We start from the raw sequence: 18,220 nt of genomic DNA on the forward strand, positions 1-18,220 counted from the left end.
ATGGATGAGGGCGGCGCTGTGGGCGGCTTGGCGGGTACTGGAGCTCAGCGCCGACAACGGACAAGACCACGGCACCGAGGATCGGGGGAGTCGGATGAGATTTCGAGTGGACGTCGCCGCGGATGTGGACAGCATTCCGTGGGACCAGGTGTTCAGCCCGGCGCGCGGGGTGGCCTACGATCTGATCCGCGTTCAGGACGAGGCGCTGGCCGCTGAGTTACACGATCACGGCTACGCGGGCAGTTCGCTGCGTCCGTTGGGTCTGTCGTCGCCGTGCTTCCGCGGGGCGGGCCGGCGCACCGGCTTGTACGGCGCGTCCGGTGACGGCACGGTCTGGTTCGGCTCCCCGGTGCCCCGGGTGGCCGCGGCGCTGCTGGCCGGGGTCGCCGGGCGCACGGAGCTCCGCTGGGGCACTATTGCGCTGCGGGTGCGGGGCGTCCAGCTGGAGCCGATGCCGGACCACAGCCGCGGGTGGGCGGATTTTTCGACGGTGACACAGGTGCTGGTGAAATTCGAGGACCGGTTCATCCACCCCGACCATCCGCGGTATGCGGAAAGGCTGTGCCACAACCTGCGGCACAAGGCGGACGTGCTGGGCCTGCCCGGCGACCTGGAGATCGACATCGTGTCGTACGGGCCTGCGCGCAAGTTCCTGGTGCAGCGCGCGCCCCGGCACGGCAGCACCGTCCAGCTGCGCGTGCATGCCGATCCCGTGTTGCTCGACGCCCTTTACGAATGGGGCCTGGGGCTCAACACCAACCAGGGATTCGGCTGGATCCGATGACCGCACCACCGGATGCCGGCGAACAGTTACGGACAGAAGCGCTGGCCTTGACACGTCATCCGATCCAACGTTGCGGAGCATGGGCGGTCACGATTCTCGCGGGCCGCGATCATCCGGATGACGTGACGGTGGAGGATCTCGATGATGTCGCGGCACGGATCGTGCGGGATGTCGTGCGGGCGGCCACAGCGGGTAAGGACGACGCGGCCTATGACTGGTGGAAGGTCCTGTACGCGCTGTTCCCGAACGCGAAGCCGACCCACGCGAGCCGGCCGCGGGACGCCGCCGCGCTGACCGGCGAGGTGGACCGGTTCTTCGCCGTGGACCGGGCGCGCGACGTGCTACGACCGTGCGTGTTCTGCGGCGCGATGGCCGGCGTCCTGTGGGCGAAGTCGATGCTGCCGATGTTCGACACGACGAAGTTCCGCAACACGCTGCCACCGGGGGCGGCGGGCTGGCCGGTGTGCCGGGCGTGCCGGATCGCGGTGTGGGCGATGCCGTACGGCGCCGCGGTAACAGCCGGGTCGGCGACGGTACTGACCTGCGACGGTGACGTGGTCGAGCGGAATTTCGCGGCGCGGAACTGTGAACGGGCCGCCCGGATCCAGCAGGTCGGATTCAGCTCCCTGCCGTCTCATGCCTCTCCCGAGGCGGTGACATTGTGGGGGCTGCGAAACTACGCGGCACGGTCCGGCACGAACCAGCGGCCGGTCGCCACGACATTGTGGATGTTCAAGAACGACAACCAGGAGCCGTGGCTGCGGGTCACCGCCACCCGACTGGCGGTCGTGGGATTTCTACGGGCGCTGCCGACCCAACCGGTCGCCGCCCGGGGCTGGCGACGGCTCGAACGCGCGTTGACCAGGCGGGCCGCGGACGGAACGGTCATCCGCGGCGGCCGTGACGCCATTGCCCGGACGTTGTTCGAACCGGTCAACGATCATCGGGACCGGCTGCTGGTCGAGCTGTTCAACCGCCGCGACGCGGTGGAGAAGACGTCGGCGTCGACCCTGCGGGACTGGCGGGCGTTGTCAGCGCTGTATCTGAGGGAGATGTGTGGAATGGACACGGGTGACCTGAAACCCGTCACCACGCTGCTGGTCGACTGGATCACGGCGGAGAAGAATCCCCGCGGCCGGTTCAACGAGTACCGGCAGGTGGCCGGGCGGACGTTCGCGCTGCAACGCCTGCTGATGGATGCGAGCGCCCGGCTGTTGCTCGACGGGCATCGTCCGTCGGACATCACCGGGGTGACCGAGACGCTGCTGGCCTCGACCCCGCAGGGGTGGCGCCTGCGCGGGCAGCTGTTCTTCGAGGTCGTCGCCGAGCTGGTCACGCGCGGAGCGGCGATCGGGACGCGGGCCGAGAGCGACGAGGACGACGCCGACGACACCGACGGGCCGCGCGTGGGATTCGACCCGGATGCGGACGACGATGATGTTGACAATGACGGGGGGTACGCCTGATGGCGTTTCTGGCAGGAAAGATCGTGCTCGCGGTGGAGGCGGGCGCGCCGAACAACGGCGCGGGTGACACGACGACCGGCAGGGTGAAGAAGACCCGGATCCGGGGCCGGTACTACCCGTATGTGTCCGCGCAGGCGTTCCGCCGCTGGCTGCGGGACACGATGACCGCCGCCGGCTCGGTGCCGTCGCCGACCGAGCGGGTCGGAAAAGCGCAGGGTAAGGCGCAGAAGGTGACCACGAACGCGGACCCGATCCGGTACGTCGATGACGACCTGTTCGGTTACATGAAGGCCACGGCGAAATCCACCGACGAGGCCACGACCGTGCGGGACACCCCGTTCATGGTGGGTACGTTCCTCGCGGTCGAGCCGGCGCAGCTCACCGAGGATTTCGGGGTGATGTCCCGGAACATTTCCGAGCCGGTGCTGCACTCGCACGAGTTCTACACTGCGGACCTCGCCGCGCCGTTCCTGTTCGACATACCGCGGGTGGGCACGTTTACCCTGCCGGGTCCGAGCGGGTCGGGCCGGCCCAACTATCTCGACGAGAAAACCGCGCTGGGCTTTGCGGCCGCGGTGCAGGCCGGTGCGACCACGCAGACCTTCCGCGGCCACACCGCGGTACGCTTGCCGCTCGCCTCCCGGCGGGAGCGGGTCGCGGTCCTGGTGGAGGCGCTGGCGGAGCTGGCCGGTGGTGCGAAGAAGGCGTTGCACTACGGTGACCGCGTTCCGGCGCTGCTGGCGGTGGTGCCGATGGCGGGTGGGGTGAACCCGTTCGGTTTCGTCATCGACGGGGCGGAGGACGGCACCGGTCTTCAGGTCCGCGGTGACGTGCTCCGCAAGGAACTGGCCGCATGGCAGGGCGAATGGGAGTCGCCGGTGCTCATCGGCTGGCGGCCCGGCTTCCGCGATGTCCTGCGCAGGCGGTTCGAGGCCGACCTGGCCGAGCAGATCGCGGCCGGCCAGGTGGTGATCGATCATCCGCGGACGGTGCTGCTGGCGTTGGCCGCGCGGGTGCGGGACGGGCAGCATGACGCCTGGTTCGACGACCCGGCCCGGTGAGCACGGTGAGCGAACATCCACGCCCGGTCCCGGTCGAGGCGCTGCGGGTCGAGCTGTTCGCGCCGGTCGCGTCGTTCCGGGACCCGATGTTCCCCGGGGTCACCCGCTGCCTACCGGTGCCCGCACCGTCGACCGTGCGGGGCATGCTCGCGGCGGCCACCGGCCGGCCCGACGAACCGGTCCGGCTGGGGATGGCGGCCAGTGCCGCCGGTGACGGCATCGACCTGGAGACCTACCATCCGATCGCCGCGGACGGGAGCAACCCGGCGATCGGCGGCCGGGTCCGGGCGGGCAAGGGCGGCGCCACCGTACGGGAACGGCCGTTCCTCACCGGCGTCCACGTGACCCTGTGGATTCCGGGCGCGGACGGCCGCCGGATCGAAGCCGCGCTGCGCCGGCCCATCTGGGGTTTGCGGCTGGGGCGCTCCCAGGATCTGGTGTACCTGCGGGGCCGGCCCCGGTGGACGGTGCTGCACCCGGCCGCGCAGGCGGTGGTCGGTCACGCTCTGGCACCGCCGGACGGGCATGACGCGCCCGGGGCGGTGTCGGTCCGGCTCGCTGAGACCGTGAGCGCCGACCGGTTCCGCACCGTCTACGGATCGTTCCTGTGGTGCCCGACAGCTGCGGGGCGCCGGGATGTTCAGGGTGCCTACCGCGACGAGGGCACCGGTGAGGCGGTCTGGCTCCACGGCCCTGACCAGGCCGGCAGCACGGATGGCGCCGATGCCGGGGAGATGGCCGATAACACCGATAACGCAGATAGCCCCGGCGCTGCGGGCAACTCGGCGAGCGCCCGCGGCGATAGCGGTGGCGGCGGTGGTGACGGCGGTCATCGAGCTGCGCTCGACCAGGTGCTGGCGAAGTCCGCCACCGGCTCCGCGCACGGCCGGCCGGAGCCGCTGACCGACCACTGCGCGGCGGTGCGGGACGCCGCCCGCGCGGTCGCCGACCGCATCGGCCCGGCCGGGCCGATCGCCGCGGAACCGCGCTTTTGGGCCTGGGTGGAACAGGCCGCCCTGCTGCACGACGCCGGCAAGGTAGCCGCCGGTTTCCAGCGGCAGTTGCGGGTGCGCAAGGCGCCGTGGGGCGAGCGGCACGAGGTGCTCTCGCTGGCCTACGTAGACCTGCTCACCGCCGGTCAACCCGATCATGACCGGCTCATGACGGCAACGGGCGTCGCTTTCCACCACAAGCCACTGACGGTCAGCGGTGGCCTCGGCGACGGCCTGGCTGACAGGTACCCGTATGACGGTGGCTGGGAATGCCGCTTCGGCCTCAACCCGGATGCTTTCGGTGACGAACCCCGCATCCAGGTCACCCCGGCGCGGCACGCCGAGCTGCTCACCTGGTTCACCGGCCAGCTCGGCACGAGCCTGCCGCCATCGGACGGCCGGCGGTTGTGGCAGCGGGCCCGTGATCTGTTCGTGGCGACGCGGGACGCCTGGATCGACCCGGTCACCCCGGAGGACGGCCTGCTGGCGGTGCTGTTGCAGGGCGCGGTCACCCTCGCCGACCATTCCGGCTCCGCCCAGGTGCCGTTGCAGCGGCACATGCCGTTACCGTCGCGCTTTCTCGACCGACTGGCTACACCGTACGATCATCAGCGGGGGGCGGCGGCGGTCGACGGCCATCTCGTACTGACCGCGCCGACCGGCAGCGGTAAGACCGAAGCGGGTCTCGCCTGGGCGTCCACCCAGCTCGCGGGAATGCCGGGCCGGCCACGGCTGGTGTGGGTGCTGCCCTACCGGGCGTCCATCGACGCCGCCGCCGAGCGGTTCACCCATGCGCTCGACCCGCCACCGGGCGAGGCGGAGCCCGACATCGGCGTGCTGCATTCCACCGCTGCCCGCACGCTGCTCACCCGGGCGGTGGCGGAGGACTGCGCGCCCGGACCCGACGACGCGCGCAAGGCCCGCGCCCGCGCGGGGGCGATGCGACTGTTCGCCCAGCGGGTGCGTGTCGCCACCCCGCATCAGTTGCTGCGGGCGGCGATCGCCGGGCCGCGGTACTCCTCGGTCCTGCTGGAGCAGGCCAACGCGCTGTTCGTCCTGGACGAACTGCACGCCTACGACCCGGTCACCTTCGGCCGGATCTGCGCGGCCCTGCGGCTGTGGAAGCAGCTCGGGAGCCGGGTCGCGGTGCTCTCCGCGACCCTCGCACCGCCGATGATCGAACTGGTTAAGGAAAGTCTGTCTCCGCGGCCGGTGGCGGTCGTGCCCGCCGCCGCCGGCACCGCGCCGGACCGCCATCGGCTCGTCCTCGACGAGGAGCCGGTCACCTCGCCGGCAAGCCTTGAGGTCATCACCGGATGGCTGTCCGAGGGGCGCAGCGTCCTGGTGGTGGCCAACACCGTCCGCAGCGCCCAGGCCCTGTTCGAGGCGCTGGCGCCGGCCGCCCGCGCCGTGCATCCGGATGACGACAACGCGGCCCTGCTGCTGCACTCAAGGTTCAAAGCCCGTGACCGGACCGCGATCGAACGGCGAGTCGCCGCCCGGCATCCCGAACGCGAACCGGGCGAGCCGGCCCTGCGTGAGGGCCGTGGCGGACTCGTCGTATCCACCCAGGTGCTGGAGGTCTCGCTGTGCCTGGACTTCGACCGCGGGGTCAGTGAACTCGCCCCGATCGAAGCGGTCGCCCAACGTGCCGGCCGGGTCAACCGCCGCGGGCGCCATCCGGACGGGCCTGTCGAGTTCCGCGTTCACGCCGTGTCGTCCCACCTGCCCTACGAAGAGGAGGCGCTGGACGCGGCGTGGGCCGCCATGCAACGCACCGTGACCGCTGATCCGATGATCTCGGAACACACGATCGGTGCCTGGCTCGCCGACGTCTACGCCACCCCCTGGGGGCAGCAGTGGGCCCAGATCGCCCGCGAGGCGCGGGACGAGTTCGCCGCGGCTTTCCTGACCTTCCGCCAGCCGTTTGAGGACCGTGGCGAGTTCGCCGACAAGCTTGACGAGGGCTTTGACACCGTGCACGTCCTGCACGCCGACGACGTCGACGAGTACCGGGAACTGTCGGACCGGCGTGACGGTCACCCGCTGCTCGCCGAAGGGCTGCTCATCCCCATCCGCTTCGGGCAGTACGCAGGCCTGTTGCGCGACCGGCATGCCCACGTCGACCGGCGTCTCAAACTGGCTGTGGTCGATCTGCCGTACACGGCCGAGGCCGGGCTGGATCTGTCCGCCGACCCGGACACGGGTGCTCGTGCGCAGGCCATCCCAGTGGACACCGTCCTGTGAGCGACACGAATCCTGTGAGCACCGTCGGCCCCGTGAGCGACACGAGCAGCCCCACGAGCAGCCCCACGAGTGAGGTTGGTGACGACGGCCTCGGCGGTGTCCACATCAAGTACCTGCTGCACTGCCCGCGTCAGCTCTGGCTCTACATGCGTGGCTACCGGCCGGAGGCGTCCAGCGATCTGGTCGCCTTCGGTGAGGTCGTGGACGACACCACCTACACCCGCCGCCGCGACATCGACCTCGGCGAGGCGAAAATCGACTGGGTCACCACCGGCGCGGTCGTCCATGAGACCAAGTCCTCCCGTGCCCCTTCGGCGGATCATGAGGCGCAGGTCCGCCATTACTGCCTGCTGTTGGAACGGCGCGGGGTCCACGTGCGAGGCGGGACTGTCCACTACCCGTTGATCCGCCGGACGGTCACCGTGACCTGGAACGACCAGGCCCGCGCCGCCGCTCTGGACGCCGAGCGCCAGGCCCGTGCCGTGATCGCCGCGCCGTCGATACCACCACGGCTGGAGCGCAGGCGCTGCCGCGGCTGTTCCTATACCGACTACTGCTGGGGGTAGTTCATATGACCGACCATCGCCGGGCGTCCCGGCCACAGGCATGAGCGCCGCCGGCCGCACGTACTGGCTGACCGAACCGTGCCGCATCCGTCGCGAGGACAACAGCCTGCGTATCGAGCGGGCTGACGCCAAGCCGGTGCGTCTCCCGATCACCGATGTCCGCGATCTCGTGACCTTCGACCACGTCGACATCAACACCGCGGCGGTGTCGCTTCTCGGCCGGCACGGCGTGATGCTCCACGTCCTGGATCACTATGGCAACTATGCCGGCGCCGTCACCCCCGCCGAGGACATGTCGTCGGCTCAGGTGCTGCGCTGCCAGGTTGCCCTCACCGCAGACCCGGAGCAGCGGGTCGCAGTCGCCCGTTCACTGGTAGCCACGACTGCGGCAAATGTGCGCTGGGCGCTGGACACCGAACATCTCGATCGCGCCCTGGATACCCTTACCGCCCAGCTCCCGGACTGTCACAGCGCCGAACAGCTTATGGGGGCAGAGGGGAACTTCCGCCGAACGGCCTGGGGGGTGTTCGACACGATCCTGCCGGCCTGGCTGCGGCTGGACGGTCGAACCCGCCGTCCACCGACCAATGCGGGAAACGCCTTTATCAGCTATACCAACAGCATCGTCTACGCGCGAGTCCTCACCGCCCTGCGTTGCACCCCGCTGCACCCCGCGCTCGGATTTCTGCACGCCGACACCGACCGGCGCCGTAACACCCTCGCCCTGGACCTGGCCGGAACCGTTCAAGCCGCTGTTCGCCGAGCGCCTGCTGCGCCGCGCCGCCGCGCAGAAGACCCTGCGACCCTCCGACTTCGAAACCGACGTCGGTCGGGCCTCCCTCAGCCGTGACGGCCGTAAGAAGGTCTCCACCATGATCCGGGAGGAGCTCGCCACGACCGTCTACCACCGGACGCTGCGCCGCAAGGTCTCCTACGAGGAGATCATTCATCTCGAGGCGCTCAAGATTGTCCGCCTCTGCCTGGAGGGCACACCTTACAAGCCCTTCCGGCCCTGGTGGTGACGCATGTTCGTCGTGCTCGTCTACGACACCGCGGCCGAACGCAACCCCGTCGTTCTCAAGACCTGCCGCAAGTACCTGCACTGGACTCAGCGCAGCGTGTTCGAAGGGGAACTGTCCGCTGCGCAGTATCGAGCGCTCCTCGCAGCGCTCCGTACCCATCTTGATCTCGACTATGACAGCATCCGCATCTACCGGACCCGTTCCCCGCACCTGGTGGAGACCGAGTGGCTCGGACGCGAGACGGGCAACCAGGACTCCATCCTCTAGAATGACGATCAAGGCTCTGACCTGCGGCGTTGCACTACCGCCGGACCGCTGCAGAACGAGCCCCGGAACGATCTCCAAAACAGGCTGTGACCTGCGTGTTTATCTTCGGGTCCCTGATCATCCCTGGAGGGATTGAAACCCGTAGCCCTGAGCGCGTGCCCATGCTTGAACCTCGTCCCTGATCATCCCTGGAGGGATTGAAACTGCTGCGGACACTGGTCATGCGTGTCCGTGACGTCGTGTCCCTGATCATCCCTGGAGGGATTGAAACAGCATGTAGCCGTAAAACCACAGGATCGCGATGGCGGCGGTCCCTGATCATCCCTGGAGGGATTGAAACCATGTTTCTCCGCTACGGCTCAGAGGAATTCAGGTCCCTGATCATCCCTGGAGGGATTGAAACGGACGTGGTCCGGGTCCGGGTTCGCCGGGCTGCGGTCCCTGATCATCCCTGGAGGGATTGAAACGACACGTCCAAGCCGCCATCACGGGCAGCTCCCGGGGTCCCTGATCATCCCTGGAGGGATTGAAACCGGGCATCCAGGAGCAGTCCGGTCACGACGGGGTTCGTCCCTGATCATCCCTGGAGGGATTGAAACGCGCGCCTCGCCGCCGCATACGGCACCCCTACCAGGTCCCTGATCATCCCTGGAGGGATTGAAACCGCCGCACCATCGCCGCCATGCTCGGCCTGCGCAAGGGTCCCTGATCATCCCTGGAGGGATTGAAACAGCGCTCTCACGCGGGCCGCCGGAACCGCTCCAGGGGTCCCTGATCATCCCTGGAGGGATTGAAACGCTACGGCGGCCGCCCAGTCCGCAATCAAGGGCGCGTCCCTGATCATCCCTGGAGGGATTGAAACCCGCGCTGGACAACCTCATTTCGTCCGAGCGTTAGTCCCTGATCATCCCTGGAGGGATTGAAACCCGTGACGGGAGGTGCGCGATGAGCCTGCTGGACGGTCCCTGATCATCCCTGGAGGGATTGAAACAATATTGATCCGACCGTGCGCGCGGAATGGCAGACCTGTCCCTGATCATCCCTGGAGGGATTGAAACACATGCCATCCAATGTCCGCGACGTGCCCGCCGACCCGTCCCTGATCATCCCTGGAGGGATTGAAACACGTGACACGGCTCCGTCGCCACTAGCTGGGACGGGTCCCTGATCATCCCTGGAGGGATTGAAACTCTACAGGTGGCCTACTGGCAGAGTCTGCTGTAGGTCCCTGATCATCCCTGGAGGGATTGAAACACCGACGACGACGCGACCGACGACGACTGACCTGCGGGGTCCCTGATCATCCCTGGAGGGATTGAAACGTATGCCCGCCCGCATCAACAGCCGCAGGGCCCAGGAGTCCCTGATCATCCCTGGAGGGATTGAAACCTGTCTTGGCTGCCATTTTCCGCTCCCTTGTTCGTCCTGTCCCTGATCATCCCTGGAGGGATTGAAACAACGGCCTGTACTGGCTGCGCTCCCCCGGACGACCGGTCCCTGATCATCCCTGGAGGGATTGAAACCCGCTGGCCGAGCCGTTTGCGAGCACGGCGGGGGTGTCCCTGATCATCCCTGGAGGGATTGAAACCGCAGGACGTGCGCGGCGCCGAGGGCCAGGCCCCGGTCCCTGATCATCCCTGGAGGGATTGAAACCCGACCCTTTCCCATGCCATGGTGCCCATGCCCAGTCCCTGATCATCCCTGGAGGGATTGAAACCCATCGGAGGTGTACTCGCCGTCGACATCGACGGAGGTCCCTGATCATCCCTGGAGGGATTGAAACGTCGGGTCAAGCCGAGCGAGGTGCCGTCCGGGATGTCCCTGATCATCCCTGGAGGGGGGGGAAACACACGCTGCGCAACCACCCACGTGCCGGCCTCCTGCGTCCCTGATCATCCCTGGAGGGATTGAAACCAGACCCCTCACAACCCCACCAACAGCCCCGGCCAGTCCCTGATCATCCCTGGAGGGATTGAAACGTCTCAGCATCACATGCAAAGATCTTCATATTCGAGTGTCCCTGATCATCCCTGGAGGGATTGAAACGCTGCATGCGGGAGGGCGGAACGCGCACCGTCGGCGTGTCCCTGATCATCCCTGGAGGGATTGAAACCGCCAGTCGTAGCGGCTGATGTTGATGGCGCTCTCGTGTCCCTGATCATCCCTGGAGGGATTGAAACCTCAAATCCCAGGCTAGGAACGCCTACTAGGCGAGTGTCCCTGATCATCCCTGGAGGGATTGAAACGGGGTGGATGTGGCGGTAGGTGTAGACGGGGTCATGGTCCCTGATCATCCCTGGAGGGATTGAAACGCGGGTGTAGACGGAGACGTCGCGGTGGACGCCGTGTCCCTGATCATCCCTGGAGGGATTGAAACGCCGGATCAATGTCATGCTCGCCGAAGCCGCCGAGTCCCTGATCATCCCTGGAGGGATTGAAACCCTGGCGTTTTAGTTTGCACCCGCCTATGTGCTGAGGTCCCTGATCATCCCTGGAGGGATTGAAACCGGATCTCCTGGGCGGCGGTGATGGCCGGGAGGGCGTCCCTGATCATCCCTGGAGGGATTGAAACCCGTTACACCACCGGCACCACTCCCGCCGACGGTTGTCCCTGATCATCCCTGGAGGGATTGAAACACGACCGCACGGAGGCGGGTGACGCGCCTACGCAGTTGTCCCTGATCATCCCTGGAGGGATTGAAACAGGGTGATCGCGATGACGTGGGCGATCTTCAGCTTGTTCCTGATCATCCCTGGAGGGATTGAAACGCTGTGACGATCGCGTACCGGCCGGTGTGCCAGCGGGTCCCTGATCATCCCTGGAGGGATTGAAACCTGGCCATGAGCGGGCTACCCGGCCATACGGCTGCGGGTCCCTGATCATCCCTGGAGGGATTGAAACAGCTATCACGCCGGAATCTACCGTGTAGCAACTTGTCCCTGATCATCCCTGGAGGGATTGAAACAAGTTCGACGCTCCATTCATGCTGCCGATCAGCAGCGTGTTCCTGATCATCCCTGGAGGAATTGAAACTTTCCTCCCCGGGGTCCACGTGCCCGCCGGGCAGTGTTCCTGATCATCCCTGGAGGGATTGAAACCTTTTTAGCGGGGCTCGTTGATGACGGCGATCAGGTCGAGGCGGACCAGCAGGTCACGCACCACGGGCAGCGAGCCGAGGAACTTCTCCAGGCTCGGGGGCTCGGGGCCCGTAGACGAGGTCCGCGGTCGCTAGCACGCTGCGAACCATGCCAGAACGGACGCACTACGCACCAGGGCGATCACCACGCCACCCGACCAAGAAGTCACACTGTCAGCACACTGCACGAACGTGCGGAGTACAGGCGTTCAAGCCGCTGTTCGCCGAACGCCTGCTGCGTCGCGCCGCCGCGCAGAAGACGCTGCGGCCCGCCGACTTCGAAAGCGACGTCGGCCGGGCCTCCCTCAGCCGTGACGGCCGTAAGAAGGTCTCCACGATGATCCGGGAGGAGCTCGCCACGACCGTCTACCACCGGACGCTGCGCCGCAAGGTCTCCTACGAGGAGATCATCCATCTGGAGGCGCTCAAGATTGTCCGTCTCTGTCTGGAGGGCACCCCCTACAAGCCCAGGGCTGCGCGAAGATCGCAATCGGTAACGAGTAGTGGCTCAAAGTCACCACGAGGGGCCCGCTGCCGGACTACCGCTGACGCCCACAGTGCTTGTGCTTCAGGGATTTTTGGATTGTCAGGGGTGCCTGACCGTGGCCGAACGTGTAGTTGGATCAACCTGGAGTGCTACCTTCGCGCAGCCCTGCCTACAAGCCTTTCCGGCCTTGGTGGTGACGTATGTTCGTCGTGCTCGTCTACGACACCGCGGCCGAACGTAACCCCGTCGTCCTCAAGGCCTGCCGCAAGTACCTGCACTGGACTCAGCGCAGCGTGTTCGAAGGGGAACTGTCCGCTGCGCAGTATCGAGCGCTCCTCGCAGCGCTCCGTACCCATCTTGATCTCGACTATGACAGCATCCGCATCTACCGGACCCGTTCCCCGCACCTGGTGGAGACCGAGTGGCTCGGGCGCGAGATGGGCAACCAGGACTCCATCCTCTAAAATGACGATCAAGGCTCTGACCTGCGGTGTTGCACTACCGCCGGACCGCTGCAGAACGAGCCCCGGAACGATCTCCAAAACAGGCTGTGACCTGCGTGTTTATCTTCGGTCCCTGATCATCCCTGGAGGGATTGAAACAGGCCACTATTCACACGCCAACAGCACGTACGGGTCCCTGATCATCCCTGGAGGGATTGAAACATCGCGCGGTGGACGTCAAGGCGCGCGGGCGCGCGCAAGTCCCTGATCATCCCTGGAGGGATTGAAACAATGCCCTGTCATGGCGGGATCTCCCGCTGCCATTGGTCCCTGATCATCCCTGGAGGGATTGAAACGCCAGCAGCTCGGGTACGCCGGCCGCGGTGAGGGCCAGTCCCTGATCATCCCTGGAGGGATTGAAACGCGTGGACGCGGATGACCTCCAGGTCGTGACCATGTCCCTGATCATCCCTGGAGGGATTGAAACGGCAGTGACGTACCGGCTCGGCGCCGGGGGTGGCGTCCCTGATCATCCCTGGAGGGATTGAAACTAAAAAGAACTCTGCATCTCTCTCCTCCGACTGATAGTGTCCCTGATCATCCCTGGAGGGATTGAAACCCCGCCTGCATCCGCCGCGCATACTGTGGCGGCTCGGTCGTCCCTGATCATCCCTGGAGGGATTGAAACCATATTCACGGCCCGAATCCGAACCATGACATACAGTCCCTGATCATCCCTGGAGGGATTGAAACGAACCCCGTCAGGCAGGACGATTACCCACCTGCCGGGTCCCTGATCATCCCTGGAGGGATTGAAACCTCTTTGTCCAGGACGGTCCGATAGATGGATTCCTCGAGTCCCTGATCATCCCTGGAGGGATTGAAACGCTACCAGAGCCAGGTACTCGGCCCGGTGGGTTTGTGGTCCCTGATCATCCCTGGAGGGATTGAAACGTCTCAGCTACTCCCCCCCAAGCGCCGCTCACCTCGTCCCTGATCATCCCTGGAGGGATTGAAACAGATCGGCATCGACGTCTCCGACGCACACGCCGCGGTCGTCCCTGATCATCCCTGGAGGGATTGAAACCACACAAGGAGCCGACCGTGCGCCCATCCAACCAGGAGTCCCTGATCATCCCTGGAGGGATTGAAACTATGCGGTGGTCGACGCCGGGATATTCAGATGATCTGTCCCTGATCATCCCTGGAGGGATTGAAACGTAGGACGTTGGTATTCGCGGCCGGGTTGGCCGTGCAGTCCCTGATCATCCCTGGAGGGATTGAAACGGTTGGCTCTTCCGAGCCATCCGGATGGTAGATGGTCCCTGATCATCCCTGGAGGGATTGAAACGCGCTGTGGCCATGAAGAGATTTCGCCAGAGAACCGAGTCCCTGATCATCCCTGGAGGGATTGAAACACCGGCGAGACTACACCGCCGCCGCCGGGACCGGCGGGTCCCTGATCATCCCTGGAGGGATTGAAACTGATCCTGAACGATCCTTGCTATTCCGTCAAGTTCCGTCGTCCCTGATCATCCCTGGAGGGATTGAAACGATATATGTGCGCGCCATGCTGGTCTACCACCTGGTCCCTGATCATCCCTGGAGGGATTGAAACTCACCGCGATGTCGGCGCACGCGCCGGACAGGGTGGGTCCCTGATCATCCCTGGAGGGATTGAAACGTTCTCGGTATCCGAACCATCCCCCGGCTCGGTGTGTGTCCCTGATCATCCCTGGAGGGATTGAAACACCTCCGGGTCCTCCAGCTCGAAGAAGACGGGCCGATGAGGTCCCTGATCATCCCTGGAGGGATTGAAACTCTGCCACTGAAGCGCATCACGGAGAATGTCTGCATGTCCCTGATCATCCCTGGAGGGATTGAAACCGCTCACCACCGCCAAGGTCCGGGTCGCGGCCGAGTGTCCCTGATCATCCCTGGAGGGATTGAAACTGAAAGCCCGCAAGGGCGCCTACTTCCAGCGCATGCGATCCCTGATCATCCCTGGAGGGATTGAAACGGCATAGCGCCCCCATCAAGGGCGTCTGCGTCGACCTGTCCCTGATCATCCCTGGAGGGATTGAAACAGCCGCTGTAGCGGCTCTCAGGGGGGTGTGGGGGGGTCCCTGATCATCCCTGGAGGGATTGAAACGCTGTGATCTTGCGGAGCCACGTCAGGACGGCCTTGTCCATGATCATCCCTGGAGGGATTGAAACACCGTATTCCGCCCGGCTCCCCACCCGGAGGTCCGTAGTCCCTGATCATCCCTGGAGGGATTGAAACGGCACGTCCTGTCCGGGCTCCAGGACGTAGAGCAGCGTCCCTGATCATCCCTGGAGGGATTGAAACCTGCACTCCAGCGGGCATACTGTTTCGGCCGGGCCGTCCCTGATCATCCCTGGAGGGATTGAAACATGGTGGCAGGCCAGAGCCATCGATCGTCCTGGTCGTCCCTGATCATCCCTGGAGGGATTGAAACAACCCCATCGCCCTGCTGCATCATGAGGGCACCCGCGTCCCTGATCATCCCTGGAGGGATTGAAACGCGAGTAGGAAGATTCGGACCATCCCCTGCGCACCCGTCCCTGATCATCCCTGGAGGGATTGAAACCGTCGCGATGTCCGCGGAGCAGGTCCTCGTGTCGCCCGTCCCTGATCATCCCTGGAGGGATTGAAACGGACGACCGGTCCCGCCCAGCGCCAGGTCGAGGCGGGTCCCTGATCATCCCTGGAGGGATTGAAACCGCCGCTGTTCGCACGCGCCCATACGGACTTATCCGGTCCCTGATCATCCCTGGAGGGATTGAAACGACCCGAACGCGGTGACCGCGTCTCCGCGGGCGTCGTCCCTGATCATCCCTGGAGGGATTGAAACCTGGCCAGGCCCGCACACTTCTGCGCCCGCTCGGCCGTCCCTGATCATCCCTGGAGGGATTGAAACCGCACCGCCTTCGTGGCCGCGTCCCGGATCTCCTGGTCCCTGATCATCCCTGGAGGGATTGAAACCGGGACTGGTACAGCGAGTGACATCCCTTGACTGGTAGTCCCTGATCATCCCTGGAGGGATTGAAACCGTGGCATGGCTCATCGACTCGGTGACCGCCATCGCGGTCCCTGATCATCCCTGGAGGGATTGAAACACAATCCGCTGCGCGGGCTCCTCCAGCGCACCGTTGGCGTCCCTGATCATCCCTGGAGGGATTGAAACGCCGAAACGGCCATGGTGCGGCCGTCCACGTCCAGGAGTCCCTGATCATCCCTGGAGGGATTGAAACTAGAGCCGCTCGCGGGCCGGGGCGTCCGATGGGTGGAGTCCCTGATCATCCCTGGAGGGATTGAAACCAATCAGCCATCCCGGCCGACCGCGCCCTAGCGATGGTCCCTGATCATCCCTGGAGGGATTGAAACATCGCGGCCGTGAGATCATCGATCCCAATGCGCGCGTCCCTGATCATCCCTGGAGGGATTGAAACCGTCGTCCCCGGCCGCCGCCGGTGTGGTGTCCTCGGGTCCCTGATCATCCCTGGAGGGATTGAAACATGGTGGCGATGTCGGCCAGTGGGACGTTCCCCCATGTCCCTGATCATCCCTGGAGGGATTGAAACTCGGGGATGCCGGGGGCGACGACGTGCAGCCGGCCGGTCCCTGATCATCCCTGGAGGGATTGAAACCGTGTGGCGCGCAGCAGCTGCCGCGCGGCGCGCATGAGTCCCTGATCATCCCTGGAGGGATTGAAACGACGCTACGAACTCAGCGCGGTTGCCCCTCAGGACTAGTCCCTGATCATCCCTGGAGGGATTGAAACCGCGTCGGTGCTGTACAGGATGACCTCCCACCGGGTGCCGGGTCCCTGATCATCCCTGGAGGGATTGAAACTTTACCAATTCTGGCGTTACGCTCACATACGCGCACGTCCCTGATCATCCCTGGAGGGATTGAAACAGCTGGTCCCCGAGCTGGTCCCGGTCCTGATCATCCCTGGAGGGATTGAAACAGCTGGTCCCCGAGCTGGTCCCGGTCCTGATCATCCCTGGAGGGATTGAAACCCCGGCTTTGCCTTGTCATGGTCGAGCGGCCGCGGACAAGTCCCTGATCATCCCTGGAGGGATTGAAACCAGTCGCACTTGCGGATCCAGCGTTTGGCCGTGCGGGTCCCTGATCATCCCTGGAGGGATTGAAACTTGGATGATCTGATAAATCTCAACGATTTTAAGCGAGTCCCTGATCATCCCTGGAGGGATTGAAACAGCTGACCGTCCCATGGTGAGAATTTGCTTGAGCGCGCGGGTCTCTGATCATCCCTGGAGGGATTGAAACCTGATGACGGGTAGCGCCCCACCGTGGGGGACGACGTCCCTGATCATCCCTGGAGGGATTGAAACCGCGATCTCCGCGCGACGGGGCTACCAGTGCTAGGTTCCTGATCATCCCTGGAGGGATTGAAACTAGTGCGCATGGCACTTTTGGCACTTTTGGCACTGGTTCCTGATCATCCCTGGAGGGATTGAAACGAGAGACGCCAGGCGGCCCAGCTGCTGGGCACCCGAGTCCCTGATCATCCCTGGAGGGATTGAAACATGACATTCCGTCCGGAACCGTTTGGATACCATTCGCCGGTCCCTGATCATCCCTGGAGGGATTGAAACGCGCTTCTTGCCTCCGCCGTGCGCCTGAGGATCAGGTCCCTGATCATCCCTGGAGGGATTGAAACCACCCACCCGTTATCGCCCCCACCCACGCGCCCCGGTCCCTGATCATCCCTGGAGGGATTGAAACCCCTACGCCCCGTGTGCCGGCCACCGGGCGGGTTGTCCCTGATCATCCCTGGAGGGATTGAAACCACAAGCCATAGCGAGCTGCGCGGACGAGTAGGGCGCGTTCCTGATCATCCCTGGAGGGATTGAAAGCGCAGCCGCCGGGCCCGAGCGCGATCTACCACTGGTTCCTGATCATCCCTGGAGGGATTGAAACGCGGGCGGCCCAGATGAGGTCGGCCCCGCCGTCGGGGGCGAGTTCCTGATCATCCCTGGAGGGATTGAAACTCCGCGGCCGCGGACGGGTTGAGGGTCCGCAGGCCGCAGGTTCCTGATCATCCCTGGAGGGATTGAAACGGCGTTTCGGGCACACTTTGTGCCCACCGGCGGGGAGTTTCTGATCATCCCTGGAGGGATTGAAACGTTGCCCACGCATCCCCACTGGATGCGCGGTGCGAGGTTCGTGATCATCCCTGGAGGGATTGAAACTCGTCGCAGAGCGCGCGCAGGTCCGCCAGGAAGCCGTGTCCGTGATCATCCTTGGAGGGATTGAAACAGTTGACGGCCTGCGTGCCACCGAACATCGTGGTCGTTCCTGATCATCCCTGGAGGGATTGAAACACTACAGGCCGCCGCGGCGGGTGCCGGATCTCGACGGTTCCTGATCATCCCTGGAGGGATTGAAACATGATGGACCGGCCAAATCCCGATCCCCGCTCGTCGTGTTCCTGATCATCCCTGGAGGGATTGAAACCGCGTCACGCCGAACTGCGCGCCGACCTCCTGGAGCGTGTTCCTGATCATCCCTGGAGGGATTGAAACCCAACGACACCGTGACAATCTCGCAGTCCTCGTCGTTCCTGATCATCCCTGGAGGGATTGAAACGGTCCCGCGCCGCAGTCCACAAACGGGTGGCCGGGCTCGAGTTCCTGATCATCCCTGGAGGGATTGAAACGCCGCCAGCGCGGCCAGGGTGAGCGCGGCTTCGGCGG

At 65.1% G+C, this 18,220-nt stretch carries 8 protein-coding genes, 1 pseudogene and 2 CRISPR repeat arrays (1 of these 11 cut by a window edge); of the genes and pseudogenes, 8 read left to right on the forward strand and 1 reads right to left on the reverse strand.

The window, feature by feature from the left end; translation table 11 throughout:
* Positions 1-94 precede the first annotated feature (94 nt).
* The 7 genes and pseudogenes from MJ797_RS10720 (at position 95) to cas2 (MJ797_RS10755) (ending at position 8,405) form a co-directional block, all read left to right on the forward strand.
* Positions 95-784, forward strand: a complete 690-nt coding sequence (locus MJ797_RS10720; RefSeq protein ID WP_239334166.1) for a CRISPR-associated endoribonuclease Cas6 — start codon at positions 95-97, stop codon at positions 782-784.
* Positions 781-2,250 carry a hypothetical protein gene (locus MJ797_RS10725; protein WP_239334167.1) on the forward strand — a complete coding sequence of 490 codons (1,470 nt, stop codon included), beginning with the start codon at positions 781-783 and terminating at the stop codon, positions 2,248-2,250. The genes MJ797_RS10720 and MJ797_RS10725 overlap by 4 nt, the downstream gene beginning before the upstream one ends.
* Entirely contained in the window at positions 2,250-3,311 is a 1,062-nt protein-coding gene (gene cas7i, locus MJ797_RS10730; RefSeq protein WP_239334168.1) for a type I-B CRISPR-associated protein Cas7/Cst2/DevR, read from the forward strand. Before MJ797_RS10725 ends, cas7i begins: the two co-directional genes overlap by 1 nt.
* The gene (cas3, locus tag MJ797_RS10735) at positions 3,308-6,550 is read left to right on the forward strand and encodes a CRISPR-associated helicase Cas3' (protein ID WP_239334169.1); all 3,243 of its coding nucleotides are present in this window, start codon (positions 3,308-3,310) and stop codon (positions 6,548-6,550) included. The genes cas7i and cas3 overlap by 4 nt, the downstream gene beginning before the upstream one ends.
* Before the next feature lie 32 nt (positions 6,551-6,582).
* Entirely contained in the window at positions 6,583-7,116 is a 534-nt protein-coding gene (locus tag MJ797_RS10740; protein WP_239334170.1) for a CRISPR-associated protein Cas4, read from the forward strand.
* Positions 7,117-7,156: 40 nt separating this feature from the next.
* Positions 7,157-8,138: pseudogene (cas1b, locus tag MJ797_RS10745) on the forward strand (type I-B CRISPR-associated endonuclease Cas1b).
* Between the two features lie 3 nt (positions 8,139-8,141).
* Entirely contained in the window at positions 8,142-8,405 is a 264-nt protein-coding gene (gene cas2, locus MJ797_RS10755) for a CRISPR-associated endonuclease Cas2 (RefSeq protein ID WP_239334171.1), read from the forward strand.
* 109 nt (positions 8,406-8,514) lie between these two features.
* A CRISPR array of direct repeats spans positions 8,515-11,504; the repeat unit is 30 nt; unit sequence GTCCCTGATCATCCCTGGAGGGATTGAAAC.
* A gap of 204 nt (positions 11,505-11,708) precedes the next feature.
* Here the strand turns inward: cas2 (MJ797_RS10755) and MJ797_RS10760 are convergent.
* Positions 11,709-11,957 carry a hypothetical protein gene (locus MJ797_RS10760; protein ID WP_239334172.1) on the reverse strand — a complete coding sequence of 83 codons (249 nt, stop codon included), beginning with the start codon at positions 11,955-11,957 and terminating at the stop codon, positions 11,709-11,711.
* A 272-nt stretch (positions 11,958-12,229) separates the two neighbouring features.
* Between MJ797_RS10760 and cas2 (MJ797_RS10765) the strand changes: the two genes are divergently transcribed.
* Entirely contained in the window at positions 12,230-12,493 is a 264-nt protein-coding gene (gene cas2 / locus MJ797_RS10765) for a CRISPR-associated endonuclease Cas2 (protein WP_239334173.1), read from the forward strand.
* Between the two features lie 108 nt (positions 12,494-12,601).
* Positions 12,602-18,220: a CRISPR direct-repeat array (repeat unit 30 nt; unit sequence GTCCCTGATCATCCCTGGAGGGATTGAAAC) (it continues 297 nt past the right edge of the window).

It is taken from the genome of Protofrankia sp. CiP3, assembly GCF_917627345.1.
Taxonomy (GTDB): Bacteria; Actinomycetota; Actinomycetes; order Frankiales; family Frankiaceae; genus Protofrankia.

Excerpts from the sequence above, each read along its gene's own strand:
- MJ797_RS10720 (WP_239334166.1), top strand. The coding sequence starts at position 95 with ATGAGATTTCGAGTGGACGTCGCCGCGGATGTGGACAGCATTCCGTGG.
- cas2 (WP_239334173.1), top strand. The coding sequence starts at position 12,230 with ATGTTCGTCGTGCTCGTCTACGACACCGCGGCCGAACGTAACCCCGTC.
- MJ797_RS10760 (WP_239334172.1), bottom strand. The coding sequence starts at position 11,957 with ATGGATGATCTCCTCGTAGGAGACCTTGCGGCGCAGCGTCCGGTGGTA.
- MJ797_RS10725 (WP_239334167.1), top strand. The coding sequence starts at position 781 with ATGACCGCACCACCGGATGCCGGCGAACAGTTACGGACAGAAGCGCTG.
- cas7i (WP_239334168.1), top strand. The coding sequence starts at position 2,250 with ATGGCGTTTCTGGCAGGAAAGATCGTGCTCGCGGTGGAGGCGGGCGCG.
- cas2 (WP_239334171.1), top strand. The coding sequence starts at position 8,142 with ATGTTCGTCGTGCTCGTCTACGACACCGCGGCCGAACGCAACCCCGTC.